Annotated in this window: 11 protein-coding genes; 9 read left to right on the plus strand and 2 right to left on the minus strand. The window is 65.5% G+C overall.

Annotated features, from left to right (window positions below):
* Positions 1 to 2 precede the first annotated feature (2 nt).
* The 3 genes from miaB to dapF all read left to right on the plus strand — a co-directional run bounded on the left by miaB (position 3) and on the right by dapF (position 3,590).
* Positions 3 to 1,622 carry a tRNA (N6-isopentenyl adenosine(37)-C2)-methylthiotransferase MiaB gene (gene miaB / locus FBY31_RS21170; RefSeq protein ID WP_442858203.1) on the plus strand — a complete coding sequence of 540 codons (1,620 nt, stop codon included), beginning with the start codon at positions 3 to 5 and terminating at the stop codon, positions 1,620 to 1,622.
* 3 nt (positions 1,623 to 1,625) lie between these two features.
* Positions 1,626 to 2,522, plus strand: coding sequence for a tRNA (adenosine(37)-N6)-dimethylallyltransferase MiaA (miaA, locus tag FBY31_RS21175; RefSeq protein ID WP_142044892.1), 897 nt, complete (start codon positions 1,626 to 1,628; stop codon positions 2,520 to 2,522).
* Between the two features lie 123 nt (positions 2,523 to 2,645).
* Positions 2,646 to 3,590, plus strand: a complete 945-nt coding sequence (dapF, locus tag FBY31_RS21180) for a diaminopimelate epimerase (RefSeq protein WP_142044894.1) — start codon at positions 2,646 to 2,648, stop codon at positions 3,588 to 3,590.
* On the opposite strand, the gene FBY31_RS21185 is transcribed toward dapF, so the two are convergent.
* Positions 3,562 to 4,185: a class I SAM-dependent methyltransferase gene (locus FBY31_RS21185; protein WP_142044896.1), complete on the minus strand. Its 624-nt coding sequence runs from the start codon at positions 4,183 to 4,185 to the stop codon at positions 3,562 to 3,564. The genes dapF and FBY31_RS21185 overlap by 29 nt on opposite strands.
* Before the next feature lie 427 nt (positions 4,186 to 4,612).
* Between FBY31_RS21185 and hflX the strand changes: the two genes are divergently transcribed.
* Positions 4,613 to 6,193 carry a GTPase HflX gene (gene hflX, locus FBY31_RS21190; protein ID WP_142044899.1) on the plus strand — a complete coding sequence of 527 codons (1,581 nt, stop codon included), beginning with the start codon at positions 4,613 to 4,615 and terminating at the stop codon, positions 6,191 to 6,193.
* Positions 6,186 to 8,243, plus strand: coding sequence for an ATP-dependent DNA helicase (locus FBY31_RS21195; RefSeq protein ID WP_142044901.1), 2,058 nt, complete (start codon positions 6,186 to 6,188; stop codon positions 8,241 to 8,243). Before hflX ends, FBY31_RS21195 begins: the two co-directional genes overlap by 8 nt.
* A 70-nt stretch (positions 8,244 to 8,313) precedes the next feature.
* On the opposite strand, the gene lexA is transcribed toward FBY31_RS21195, so the two are convergent.
* Entirely contained in the window at positions 8,314 to 9,048 is a 735-nt protein-coding gene (lexA, locus tag FBY31_RS21200; protein WP_142044903.1) for a transcriptional repressor LexA, read from the minus strand.
* Positions 9,049 to 9,429: 381 nt separating this feature from the next.
* Here lexA and FBY31_RS21205 point away from each other — a divergent pair, with 381 nt between their 5' ends.
* The 4 genes from FBY31_RS21205 to hisH all read left to right on the plus strand — a co-directional run.
* Complete coding sequence (locus FBY31_RS21205; RefSeq protein WP_142045632.1) at positions 9,430 to 9,786, plus strand: LysM peptidoglycan-binding domain-containing protein; 357 nt, start codon at positions 9,430 to 9,432, stop codon at positions 9,784 to 9,786.
* Between the two features lie 197 nt (positions 9,787 to 9,983).
* On the plus strand, positions 9,984 to 11,102 hold the full coding sequence (locus tag FBY31_RS21210; protein ID WP_142044905.1) for a histidinol-phosphate transaminase: 1,119 nt from the start codon (positions 9,984 to 9,986) through the stop codon (positions 11,100 to 11,102).
* 60 nt (positions 11,103 to 11,162) lie between these two features.
* Positions 11,163 to 11,783 (plus strand): imidazoleglycerol-phosphate dehydratase HisB, encoded by a 621-nt coding sequence (hisB, locus tag FBY31_RS21215; RefSeq protein ID WP_142044907.1) that lies wholly within the window; start codon positions 11,163 to 11,165, stop codon positions 11,781 to 11,783.
* Positions 11,780 to 12,229, plus strand: a 450-nt coding sequence (hisH, locus tag FBY31_RS21220; protein ID WP_142044909.1) for an imidazole glycerol phosphate synthase subunit HisH, incomplete at its 3' end; no start/stop codon positions are given. The genes hisB and hisH, both read left to right, overlap by 4 nt.

Raw genomic sequence — 12,229 nt, forward strand, 5'->3', positions numbered from 1 at the left:
AGGTGAGTTTGACCATTCCTTCCCCTCTTTCCGGCCCCGGCGCTTCATCGGACGGCGCTTCCTTGGGCGGCGCTTCCTTGGACGGCATTTCCTTGGACCTGGGCGCTGCGCAGGCTGCGGCCACTTCGGAAAACGGCACGCAGAGGCCGCGCACCTACGAGGTCCGCACCTTCGGCTGCCAAATGAACGTGCACGATTCAGAGCGCATGGCAGGAATGCTGGAGAACGCAGGCTACGTGCCGGCAGCCGGCGCGCAGGCCGATGTGGTGGTGTTCAACACCTGCGCCGTGCGCGAGAACGCCGACAACAAGCTCTACGGCAACCTCGGCATCCTCGCTCCCGTGAAGGCGGCCAACCCGGGAATGCAAATCGCGGTGGGCGGCTGCCTGGCACAGAAGGACCGGGAAACGATCCTGAAGAAGGCGCCCTGGGTGGACGCCGTCTTCGGTACGCACAACGTCGGTGCCCTGCCTGCCCTGCTGGAGCGGGCCCGGCACAACCACGAGGCCCAGCTGGAGATCCTCGAGTCCCTTGACGTTTTCCCCTCCACACTTCCCACCAAGCGCGATTCCGTGTATTCGGGCTGGGTCTCCATTTCGGTCGGCTGCAACAACACCTGCACGTTCTGCATTGTTCCTTCCCTGCGTGGCAAGGAGAAGGACCGCCGCCCCGGCGACATCCTGGCGGAGATCCAGGCGCTCGTTGACGACGGTGCCATCGAAGTCACGCTCCTGGGACAGAACGTGAACTCCTACGGCGTGGAGTTCGGGGACCGGCAGGCCTTCTCCAAACTCCTGCGCGCCTGCGGTGATATTGAGGGACTGGAGCGGGTGCGTTTCACCAGCCCGCACCCGGCCGCCTTCACCGAGGACGTCATTGACGCCATGGCCGAAACACCGAATGTTATGCCGCAGCTGCACATGCCGCTGCAGTCGGGCTCGGACAAGATCCTGCGGGACATGAAGCGTTCCTACCGGTCCACGAAGTTCCTTGGCATCCTGGACAAGGTCCGGGAGAAGATGCCCCACGCCGCCATCTCTACGGACATCATCGTCGGCTTCCCGGGTGAAACCGAAGAAGACTTCCAGGCGACCCTGGACGTCGTGGAGCAGTCCCGCTTCGCCACGGCTTTCACCTTCCAGTACTCCAAACGCCCTGGAACCCCTGCTGCTGACCTGCCGGACCAGCTGCCGAAAGCGGTGGTGCAGGAGCGGTTCGAACGGCTCACGGCCCTGCAGGACCGCATCGCCGCAGAAGAAAACCGGAAGCAGCTCGGCCGCAAGGTGGAGGTCATGGTGACCGCCCAATCAGGCCGCAAGGCCGGGGAAACCCACCGCCTCTCCGGCCGGTCCCAGGACCAGCGGCTGGTGCACTTCTCCGTTCCTGACGGCGCGCCGGCACCGCGTCCGGGAGACCTCGTAACGGTCACCATCACGGAGGCTGCCGCCTTCCACCTCGTGGCCGATCCAACTCTTCAGGACTACAGCCTCCGCCGTTCCCGCGCGGGCGACGCCTGGGACAGGTCCCAGGCTGATTCCTGCGGCGTTCCCGCTCCGGGCAGCGGCAACGGCCGGACCGGAGTTTCCCTCGGAATGCCCTCGCTGCCTGTGCGCAGCCGCTGACGAGTGGGCTCCCCGCCTGTTATCGCCGTCGTCGGTCCCACCGGCTCAGGCAAATCAGACCTTGCCGTCAATCTGGCACTCGAACTGGACGGCGAAGTCATCAATGCCGATGCCATGCAGTTCTACCGCGGCATGGACATCGGCACGGCGAAAATCACCCTGGCCGAACGCAGGGGAGTGCCGCACCATCTCCTGGACATCCTGCATGTGACGCAGGAAGCCAGCGTCTCCCGGTTCCAGGAGCAGGCAAGGGCCGTCATCACGGATATCCACTCACGTGGCAAACGCGCCATCCTCGCCGGGGGTTCCGGCCTGTACGTGCGGGCCGCGCTGGACGTCCTGGAATTCCCCGGAACAGATCCTGAGCTGCGGCACCGGCTTGAGGATGACCTGGCCGCCCAGGGCTCCACTGCATTGCTGGCCCGGCTCCAGGCCGTGGATCCGCTGTCCGCCGCCCGGCTCTCCGATGACAGGCGCATCATCCGCGCACTGGAGGTCCATCAGCTCACCGGCCGCCCGTTCAGTTCCTTTATGCCGCAGCGGGAGTACTTCCAGCCCGCGGTGCAGATCGGCCTCACGGTGGACCGGGAGCAACTGCGTGAGCTGCTGGCCCTGCGCGTGCACCGCATGGTGGACAGCGGCCTGCTTGCGGAGGTGCAGTGGCTCGAAGCCCAAGGCCTGCGGCAGGGCAAAACAGCGCCGCGCGCCCTGGGTTACGCACAGTTCCTGCGGGTGCTCGACGGCGCGGCAACAGTGGCGGAGGCCGCGGACGAAACCATCGTGGCCACCCGGCAGTTCGCCCGCCGCCAGCTCACCTGGTTCCGCGCCGACCCACGCATCAGCTGGCTGGACTGGCAGGACCCCGCACTGACCTCCCGCGCGGCCGCGCTGTGCAGCTGAGGGCCTGCTGACCACTGGAATTTTGGTCCAGGTATGCCGGGTTCCAGCCGCCGGAGCGCCGGGTTTTCCGGACAACAACTCCCGGTTTCGGGCCTGCCCATTCCGGCCGGTACCCTTGACACCATGGATGCAACCCTTGCCGAGTCAACCGAGCACGCCTTCCGGACGCTGGGCGGGCTCCGCTTCTCCAAGGGCCACGGTACCGGCAACGATTTTGTCCTGGTGGCCGATCCGGAGGGCGAGCACACCATAGCGGCTGAGCAGGTGGCCGCCCTGTGCGACCGCCACCGCGGCATCGGCGGCGACGGCCTGATCCGGGCGGTCCCGTCCCGCTTCCTGCCCGAAGGCCGGGAGCTGCTGACCGGCACCCCTGATGCTGAGTGGTTCATGGACTACCGCAACGGCGACGGGTCCCTGTCTGAAATGTGCGGCAACGGCGTCCGCGTCTTCGTGCACTTCCTCCGCACGGAGGGCCTGGTAGACCTGCCCGACGGCGGTGCGCTCACCATCGGCACCCGCGCCGGGGCCAAAACGGTGGTGCGGACAGGCGCAGATTACGCCGTCGATATGGGCCCCTGGGAGTTCATCTTCCCGGGTGAGGCCACTGCGAAGGCTATGGACTCGCTGGTGACTGCGGACGGGCTGGAAGTCCCCCGTCCCGCCTTATCCGTCAGCATGGGCAACCCCCACACCGTGGTTGCCCTCGCCGAACTCCCGGAACTGGCAGGGACCCGCCTGTATACGGCCCCTGTGGTGGACCCGGTGCCTCCCAACGGCACCAACGTGGAGTTTGTGGTTCCGTCCGAACCGCTGGTGCACGACGGTGTAGGTTCAGTCACCATGCGCGTCCACGAACGCGGTGTGGGGGAGACCCAGTCCTGCGGTACAGGGGCATGCGCCGCCGCCGTGGCCATTCGGCACTGGGCAGGAGCGGAAGCGCCCGACACCTGGCGGGTACACGTTCCCGGAGGCGTAGTGGGCGTGAAATTTTTCGCCGGCCCCGGTGGCCATGAACACGTGGAGCTCAGCGGGCCAGCCGTTATTGTGGCAACCGGGACGCTTTCCTGACCTTCAGGATCCGGAACGACTTGGACGTTGATTCCCGGCTCACGGCAAAAGAATCATCCAGTTCTGCCGCCAGCCATCGCTGCAGCGAGTCCGAGCCCAGGTTTTTTTGCACCACAAGCCAAGCCGTTCCACCCGGTGCCAGGCGGGGCAGCCACAGCGTCAGCAGGGAATGCAGTTCGTCCTTGCCGATCCGGATTGGAGGATTGGACCAGATGGTGTCGAAACGCACGTCCGGGTCTACAGCATCGGGCGTGCTGGCCACCACGTTGTCCAGTCCCAGCGCCGCCGCGTTCTCGTTGGTCAGGGTGATGCAGCGTTCGTTGACGTCCACCGCATAGACCTTCGAATGCGGCGCCCGCAGTGCCATGGTCAGCGCAATCGGACCCCAGCCGCAGCCGATGTCCAGCAGGTTGCCGGTGGGCGAAGGGGCAGGGACCTCGGCGAGGAGCACCGCCGTTCCCTTGTCGATGCCGTCCGGGCTGAAGATCCCGGTTGAAGTCTGCAGCCTGCGCGTTTCCCCTGCCAGTTCCACCGTGAGCGGCTTGCGGGTAAACGGGCCGGCGGGGGATGAGCTGAAATAGTGTGCGGACTCCATAACTGGCCAGAGTAGTTCCCCTTGCAGCGTAATGGGAAACTGCGCCGGGGACGGTCTGTTAGGGTAAAAGCCATGTTCCTGATCTTCGAGTAGCCGGCACGGGCCACGCCCGTCCCGAAGAAACAGTCCCACAGCGATGCAGGCATGTATGCCTTCCGCACATGTGCACCGGACCACGCGTACGCGTTTTGCTCCGGCCGCCGGACAATACTCGAAAGTCAGCTTCCTGCTGTCCCTTTCGCCGATTCTCCGGCCTCTTCCCCTTCGCCACCTCGCATGGGGTGGCCGCCACCCGCCGGACCGCTTGCTGCCCGGCGAGACAATCCAGGAGAACCGCATGACCGCAGGCCCTCAGCCCAGCGCGAATACTTCCCCAATCACCACCAATCGGCACTATTCTGGAAATGCCGAACCTTCTAAGGAGACCATGACCAGCCAGCCCAACACCGGATCCGATCCAGCCGCCCAGGACATGAGTCCTGAGGAAATCCAAGCTGTCATCGACCGGATTCTCTCCAAGGACGTCCCGGCCAAAGCCGTCAGCACGCCAGGCGCAACGCAACGCGGCGACGGAAAAGGGGTACTGGGGAAAGCCCAGGCCATATCCGGCCTGGATGAAGAACATACAACCTACGACGGCGACCAGCAGGATCTCGAGGAACGCCGCGCCCTGCGGCGCACGGCAGGGCTGTCCACCGAACTCGAAGACGTCACCGAAGTCGAATACCGGCAGTTGCGCCTTGAACGGGTGGTCCTGGCAGGCATTTGGTCTGAAGGAACCCTCGCCGACGCGGAGAACTCGCTGCGCGAGCTCGCCGCCCTCGCCGAAACGGCCGGTTCAGAGGTCCTGGACGGACTGGTGCAGCGCCGCGACAAGCCGGACCCGGGAACGTTCCTGGGGTCCGGCAAGGCCTTGGAGCTGAAGGACATCGTGATGTCCACCGGCGCCGATACCGTGGTGGTGGACGCCGAACTGGCTCCTTCCCAGCGCCGTGGCCTTGAGGACATCGTCAAGGTCAAGGTGATTGACCGGACGGGGCTGATCCTGGACATTTTCGCCCAGCACGCCAAGAGCCGGGAAGGCAAGGCCCAAGTGGAGCTGGCGCAGCTCGAGTACCTGCTGCCGCGCCTGCGCGGCTGGGGCGAGTCGATGTCCCGCCAGGCCGGTGGCCAGGTGGGCAGTGCTGCGGCCGGCATGGGTTCGCGTGGTCCCGGTGAAACCAAGATCGAACTGGACCGCCGGAGGATCCGCACCCGCATGGCCAAGCTGCGGCGGGAGATTGCCGCGATGAAGCCTGCCCGCGAGACCAAACGCGCCAACCGCCGTCGTAATGAGGTGCCCTCGGTGGCTATTGCCGGGTACACCAACGCCGGCAAGTCCTCACTGTTGAACCGCCTGACGGACGCCGGGGTGCTGGTGGAGAACGCACTGTTCGCCACGCTGGATCCCACAGTCCGGAAGGCAGAAACTGCTGACGGACTCGGCTACACGCTGGCGGATACCGTCGGTTTTGTCCGGTCGTTGCCCACGCAGCTGGTGGAGGCCTTCCGCTCCACGCTCGAGGAGGTGGCGGACTCCGACCTGATCCTGCACGTGGTGGACGTTTCACACCCGGACCCTGAGGGCCAGATCGCCGCAGTCCGCAAGGTCTTCAGCGAAGTGGACGCCCGCAAGGTTCCGGAGATCATCGTGCTCAACAAGGCCGACGCCGCCGATCCCTTTGTGGTGGAACGGCTGAAGCAGCGCGAACCGCGGCACGTTGTGGTCTCGGCGCGCACCGGGGAAGGCATTCCCGAGCTGCTGCAGGCCATCAGCGAGGCCATCCCGCGTCCGTCCGTCAAGCTCGAGCTGCTCATTCCGTACGACCGTGGGGACCTGGTCAGCAAGCTGCACGAATCGGATGCCGAGATCATCAGCGTTGACCATGACGAAGCCGGTACCCGGGCAGTTGTCAAAGTCCGGGAAGGCCTCGCGGCTGAACTGGAATCATTCGTCACCCATGACTGACCTCGTGGCTGGCGAAGTCACAGGGGCGGCCGGCGAGCAGTTCGTCATCGAACTGCTCGACCGGGCCGTTGCGGGCATGGGCGGGCAAAGCCGGGACGGCCAGCACGAGATGGCCAGGCAGGTGGCGCGGGCCATCGAAACCGGGGACCACCTGCTCGTCCAGGCAGGCACGGGTACCGGAAAGTCATTGGCGTACCTCATACCCCTGATAGCCCATGCCCTGGAGAGCAACAAGCCGGCCCTGGTGTCCACCGCAACGCTTGCCCTGCAGACCCAGATCGTGGGCAGGGATCTTCCCCGGCTCCTGAAAACCATCACTCCCGCCCTGGACCGGCCCGTCAAAGTGGCGCTGGTCAAAGGCCGGTCGAATTACGTGTGCCTGCATAAACTCGAAGGCGGTTTTCCCTCCGAGGAACCCGCCGAGGGCCAGCTGTTTTCCCTGGGGGAGGACACCAGCGTGCCGCACTTTGCGGCGGCGGCAGGCGGTCCGGCCTCCCAGCTCGGCAAGGAAGTGGTCCGCCTGCGGGAGTGGGCGGAGAAGACCACCACCGGGGACCGGGACGAGCTCCTGCCCGGCGTTACGGACCGCGCCTGGCGGCAAGTCTCCGTCACGTCAATGGAATGCCTGGGGGCGCAGAAGTGCCCCATGGCGGCAGAATGCTTCAGCGAGCTGGCCCGCCAGAACGCCGCCGAGGCCGATGTTGTGGTCACCAACCATGCAATGCTCGCCGTCAGCGCTTTTGAAGGCCTGGCGGTGCTGCCGGAGTACGACGTGGTGGTGGTTGATGAGGCCCACGAGCTCCAGGACAGGGTGACCGGTGCTGTTTCCGGACAGCTCTCGGTGGCCATGGTGCATGCAGCTGCTGCCGGTGCCCGCAAGCACACCGCCATCACCGTGGATGCGCTCAACGCCGCTGCCGCCAACCTGGAGGTTGCCCTGGCGGGTGTCCCCAACGGGCTGCTGCCGAACGGCCTGAATGATGAGCAGCTGGACTGCGTGGACCAGTTGCGTGAGGCCTGCCGGGCGGCCCTGTCTGATTCCAAGGGGGACAGCAGTACAACTGCCGACGGCGGGCGGCAGCTAGCCCGCTCCCGGCTGATGGTCATCCTGGAACTTTGCGAACGGCTCCTGGCGGCCCGTGAGAACAGGGAAGTAGTGTGGTTCTCCCGCGCCAGTTCCTTTGACCCGCAGCAGGGATATTCCCAGCCGGACGAGACAGCGCCCGCGCTCATCAACGTTGCCCCGCTGTCCGTGGCCGGGCGGCTGCGTGAGGGCCTGTTCGCCGGCCATACGGTGGTGTTGACCTCTGCAACCCTGGCCATCGGCTCCGCCTTCGAGCCCGCCGCGGGAGGCCTGGGCCTCGTCGGAGAGGGCGCACCCAGCTGGACCGGCGTTGATGTGGGGTCACCGTTCGACTACCCCAAGCAGGGCATCCTCTACGTGGCCGGCCACCTGCCCAAACCCGGCCGTGGAGCGTCCCCGGAGTCACTGGCCGAGCTCGAAGCCTTGATCCGGGCATCCAACGGCGGCGCGCTGTGCCTGTTTTCTTCCCGACGCGCCGCGGAGGAAGCGGCCGATGCGCTGCGGCCAAAGCTGGGGATCACCATTCTCTGCCAGGGCGACTCCACCATGACGGCCCTGGTGAAGCAGTTTGCGGATGAACCCGATACCTGCCTGTTCGGCACCATGTCCCTGTGGCAGGGTGTGGATGTTCCCGGCGGGTCCTGCCGGCTGGTGGTCATTGACCGGATTCCGTTCCCGCGGCCGGACGATCCGCTGATGACTGCCCGTTCCCGTGCAGTAGCGCAGGCGGGCGGTAACGGCTTTATGTCCGTTTCGGCCACCCATGCCGCGATCCGCCTGGCCCAGGGAGCCGGACGGCTTATTCGCTCGACGGGTGACAAAGGCGTGGTGGCGGTACTGGACTCCAGGCTCGCCACCGAACGGTACGCCGGGTTCCTTCGCGGGGCGCTGCCGCCCTTCTGGCCAACGACAGACCGGAAGACAGCCATCGCGGCGCTGCAGCGGCTGGCGCAGGAGAACGCCTGAGGCTGCCCGGGGACGCCTTCGCGCTGCCGGCACACGGCTGACGTCGCCGACAAATGGCTGGCGCCGCTCCTTAGAGCGAGCGGAGCACCGACACAACCTTGCCCATGATGGTGGCGTGGTCGCCCAGGATGGGTTCGTACTGGGTGTTCTGCGGGAGCAGCCAGGTGTGGCCGTCACGCTGGCGGAAGGTTTTGACGGTGGCTTCGTCGTCCAGCAGCGCCGCGACGATATCCCCGTTGGCGGCGTCGGCCTGGCGGCGCACCACCACCCAGTCGCCGTCGCAGATCGCCGCGTCCACCATGGAATCACCGGCCACCTTGAGCATAAACAGTTCCCCCTGGCCGACCAGTTGGCGGGGAAGCGGCAGGACATCCTCCACCACTTGGTCGGCCAGGATGGGACCACCGGCAGCGATGCGGCCCACGAGGGGAACCATGGCAGTGTCCATGGCGGTGGGAAGTTCGGTCACCGTGCCGATGCTGCCCGGCGGAAGGGCAGAGGGCTCCGTTGCCGGCCTGGTTGAACCACCGTCCAAGGTGAGAGGCATCAGCACCTCCATGGCGCGGGGCCGTTTCGGGTCGCGGCGAAGGTAGCCGAGCTTTTCCAGCTGCGACAGCTGGTGGGTAACGCTGGACAGGCTTGCCAGGCCCACGGTGTCGCCGATTTCCCGCATGGACGGGGGATAGCCGTTGTCATTGACGGAGCGCTGGATGGTTTCGAGGATTTTTTTCTGCCGCGGCGTCAGGCCCTTGGCGGTCTTCTTCGGTTGGGAGGTTGCCCTTCCCCCGGCGGCTGCTGCTGCCATATTCGCCAATGCCTTTCAGTTTGCCCTGGCTTTTCGGCCCGGACCTGGGGTTGCCGCCGTAATTGTCAGACCCTGCTGATCAACTTCAGAGGTGGTTGTTCTTGTCTTCAAAGCTAGGCCAGCCACACTGCATTTTCAAACATTTGTTCTAGCGAGTCTCGACATTATTCGTTGATAGGTGCTAAAACAGAGAAAGCAAAGTTCGAACATTTGTTCTACTCCGGTTCGGGTTATTCGAAAACCCGAACAAAGGTCCGGGTCAGTCGGCGGCCACCGGGGGGAACATCGGGCAGCACGTTCAGGTCCAGGAGGGCTCAGTTCATGTCAGCTACATCTGCTTCACAGGGTTCACGTCCGCAGCTTCTTTCAGTGCATCAACTCATGTCGCCGCCCGCCGGCCGGCAGCCGGAGCGTCCGGCACCCCTGCCGCCGCTGCGCCTGACCAGACGCGGGAAGATAGTCCTGATCGGCATCCCCCTGGTCCTGTTGGCGGCTTTGCTGCTCTCCCTGGCCGGCTTCTTCAACTCGCCGGCAAAGGCCGCAGATTCCACGGCGGACCTTTCCATAACCCCCACGGTCACCGTCACCGTGCAATCGGGCCAGTCGCTGTGGGCCATTGCCGGTACCGTTGCCCCTGAGCGCGATGCCCGTGACGTTGTGGCGGACATCGTGCAGCTTAACAACCTCAGTGCCGGCGCGGTCTTCCCGGGGCAGCAGCTGTACGTGCCCACGTCCTAGCACCGGCGGTGCCCTGCGTCAGCACCAGGCACCCACCAGCCGGCAATAGATCAGCCCGCTTTCGGAGCTGCGTTGGGACGGCGGCCGGGAAGGCGCCCCGCAAAGCACGCCAGCGGATCGCATCGTTGCTGCACGCTGAGCGCGAACAGGAGACCGTCACATTTTCCGGTCTCAGGCACGGGCACTAAACTGTTCAGGTGAATGACCAGCTAGATCGCCTGAACAGGCTTCCCCTCCGCAGCAACCTTCGTGGGCTTACCCCGTACGGCGCGCCCCAGCTGGATGTCCCCATCCTCCTCAACGTCAACGAGAACACCCATGGTGTGCCCGCAGACGTCCGCGCCGCCATCAGTGCGGCCGTGACAGAGGCTGCGGCAGGTCTCAACCGGTATCCGGACCGGGAATTCACTGAGCTGCGCAAGGCCCTGGCGGAGTACCTGGGGCACGGGCTCGATGCGTCGAACGTCTGGGCGGCCAACGGCTCCAACGAGGTACTCCAGCAGATTCTCCAGGCTTTCGGCGGCCTCGGCCGCACCGCGCTGGGCTTTCCGCCCACGTACTCCATGTACCCCCTGCTGGCCAGCGGTACGGACACCGAATACGTTGCGGGTGAACGGGCCGACGGTTACGGACTCAGCGCTGAATCTGCCGCCCTGCAGGTCAAGGAACTTCAGCCCAACATCGTTTTCCTCTGCTCTCCGAACAACCCTACGGGTACCGGCCTCGGGCCGGACGTCGTGGAGGCGGTGTACGAGGCAGGCGAAGCCAGCCAGGCGATCGTCATCGTTGATGAGGCCTACCACGAGTTCGCGCATGACGGAACGCCCAGCGCCCTGGCCCTCCTGCCCGGCCGGGAACGACTGATTGTCTCGCGCACCATGAGCAAGGCCTTTGCCCTGGCCGGCGCGCGCCTCGGCTACATGGCAGCCGCCCCCGAGGTCACCGATGCGCTGCGGCTGGTACGGCTGCCGTACCACCTATCCGCCATCACGCAGGCCACCGCCCTGGCAGCCCTTCAGCACCGCGAGGCCCTGATGGCGGACGTTGAGGACATCAAGAAGCAGCGCGACAGGATTGTGGCGGAGCTGACCAGGATGGGCCTGAAGCCGGCCGCCTCGGACTCCAACTACGTATTTTTCGGCGGGCTGGAGAACCCGCACCAGGTCTGGCAGGAGCTGCTCGATGCGGGCGTGCTGATCCGCGACGTCGGAATTCCGGGCCACCTTCGCGTCACCGCGGGCACTGAGACGGAAACCACAGCCTTCCTCACCTCCCTGGAAAGCATCCTTGCCAGCCAGGCCAAGCTTCCGGCCTAGACTGGAACTACCGGCGCTGGACGCCCTGAACCACTCCTTCTTCCCAAAGGACACTTGACCATGAGTTCCACCGGATCCAATGCGGCCAGGACTGCGCGCATGGAGCGTGCCACCAGCGAGTCCTCCGTGCTCGTGGAGATGAACCTTGACGGTACCGGCATCTCGGACATCGACACGTCGGTGCCCTTCTACGACCACATGCTCACCGCGCTCTGCAAGCACTCGCTCATTGACCTGACGGTGAAGGCGACCGGTGACACCCACATCGACGTCCACCACACGGTGGAGGATGTTGCCATCACGTTCGGTGAGGTGCTGCGCACGGCCCTGGGGAACAAGGCCGGCATCCGCCGCTTCGGCGAAGCGACCGTGCCGTTGGACGAGGCACTGGCCCACGCCGTCGTCGACGTATCCGGCCGCCCGTACCTGGTGCACGGCGGGGAACCTGCAGGCCAGGAGTACCACCTGATCGGCGGCCACTTCACCGGCTCGCTGACCCGCCACGTTTTTGAAGCGATCACCCTTCACGCGGGCATCTGCCTGCACATGAATGTGATCGCCGGAAGGGATCCGCACCACATCGTCGAAGCCCAGTTCAAGGCGTTTGCGCGTGCCCTGCGCGCAGCCGTTGAGTCCGATCCCCGCGTCGAGGGCATTCCCTCCACCAAGGGTGCGCTGTGAGCGGCAAGGTCCTTCGGGACGGCGCCATCATCGATCCCTCAGCTTCACAGAAGCTGCCGTCACCCGAGGGGAAACCCACTGTCACGGTCCTCGACTACGGTTCCGGGAACGTCCGATCGGCAGTCCGGGCCCTGGAGCGCGCAGGCGCCGAGGTGATCCTCAGCTCCAAGCCAGAGGATGTCCTGAACGCTGACGGCCTGGTGGTTCCCGGCGTCGGTGCTTTTGAAACCGTGATGCGTGAGCTCAAAGCTGTGGACGGCATCCGCCTCATGGGCCGGCGGATCGCCGGCGGCCGGCCGGTCCTGGCCATCTGCGTAGGCCTTCAGGTGCTGTTCGAAGCAGGCGTGGAGCACGGCACCGAGGCTGAAGGCATCGGCGAATGGCCCGGCAAGGTGGAACTCCTTCCCGCGGAGGTTGTTCCGCACATGGGCTGGAACACGGTCAAG

Source organism: Arthrobacter sp. SLBN-100, from assembly GCF_006715305.1.
In the GTDB taxonomy this organism is placed as follows: domain Bacteria; phylum Actinomycetota; class Actinomycetes; order Actinomycetales; family Micrococcaceae; genus Arthrobacter.

Excerpts from the sequence above, each read along its gene's own strand:
- hflX (WP_142044899.1), top strand. The coding sequence starts at position 4,613 with ATGACCAGCCAGCCCAACACCGGATCCGATCCAGCCGCCCAGGACATG.
- FBY31_RS21195 (WP_142044901.1), top strand. The coding sequence starts at position 6,186 with ATGACTGACCTCGTGGCTGGCGAAGTCACAGGGGCGGCCGGCGAGCAG.
- hisB (WP_142044907.1), top strand. The coding sequence starts at position 11,163 with ATGAGTTCCACCGGATCCAATGCGGCCAGGACTGCGCGCATGGAGCGT.
- dapF (WP_142044894.1), top strand. The coding sequence starts at position 2,646 with ATGGATGCAACCCTTGCCGAGTCAACCGAGCACGCCTTCCGGACGCTG.
- FBY31_RS21205 (WP_142045632.1), top strand. The coding sequence starts at position 9,430 with ATGTCGCCGCCCGCCGGCCGGCAGCCGGAGCGTCCGGCACCCCTGCCG.
- lexA (WP_142044903.1), bottom strand. The coding sequence starts at position 9,048 with ATGGCAGCAGCAGCCGCCGGGGGAAGGGCAACCTCCCAACCGAAGAAG.
- FBY31_RS21185 (WP_142044896.1), bottom strand. The coding sequence starts at position 4,185 with ATGGAGTCCGCACACTATTTCAGCTCATCCCCCGCCGGCCCGTTTACC.